Annotated in this window: 1 protein-coding gene; it reads right to left on the reverse strand. The window is 39.7% G+C overall.

Going from position 1 to position 1,011, the window contains the following annotated elements; all coding sequences use genetic code 11:
- On the reverse strand, positions 1–1,011 hold a 1,011-nt coding region (locus AC1D7X_RS25785), incomplete at both ends, for an N-acetylmuramoyl-L-alanine amidase family protein (RefSeq protein ID WP_495476438.1).

The following is a 1,011-nucleotide window of genomic DNA, read 5'->3' on the forward strand; positions in this document are numbered from 1 at the left end:
TTTCACACCACGATCGTTTAGTCCCATTGCATTGATTAAATACTTATGAACGATGTTTGCAAGTTCCTTACTATTTGCGCGCTGGTAATAGAACGTCTCAGTTCCCGTTACCAGTGGGGAAGAAGGTACGCTGTTTCCATGTATGGATACAAATACATCTGCATTTAAATCGTTAGCTAATTTAACCCGTTCTGGACGTGTAGGATAAACATCTGTTTCGCGAGTCATGACCACTTCTATTCCGGGCTCTTGTAACAAGATCGCCTGAACTTTAAGGGCTAAAGCAAGGTTAAATTGCTTCTCATATTTGTTTGTAATACTTGTTGTACCTGGATCAATTCCTCCATGCCCTGGATCAATAACTACAATTTTTTTGCCAGAACCACTAATCGGGGTTGCTAGTGTCGGATCGTTAACCATATTCAGATCAAGAATGAATTTGCCTGCGATGTATTGTTGATTATAATTAACCGAACTTACATTGTTTAATTCAATAACTATTCGAACTTGGGCTGGATCGTTCTTGAAAAGAGAATAGCGCACATCAGTAAGATTCGGAATATAACCAGTATCCAACCTTTCTATGGACTCAACTGGCACAGGTTGATTCATATTACCGAAATTTGTAGATGGGAAATCCACTACAATACGGTCGGGGTTTTTCAGTGTGGTAATCATTGGAGTAACCTCACGGTCTAAAGAGACTTCGAGTTGATTGTTCAGGTAATGTATTTCGTGAATAAGGTTTGTTGTCTCGTCATTCTGACTACCGTTGGCAGGAGACGATGGTGGAGAAATAGTGCTTGCTAGAGTAACTGACTTTTCTTTGTTATTCCAGTCTACCTTCAAACCCATTTCTTCACTAACAAACCGAATTGGAACCACAACGGTATTTTTACTTATTAGTGGGGCAATATTGAGCGAAACCGTACTATTTCCCACGGTCGCTTCTTGCTTTCCAACAGTTAATGCAATTGATTTAGAGCCTTGTTGAATATTTACATTCTGTGC

This window comes from Paenibacillus sp. Y568, assembly GCF_059445545.1.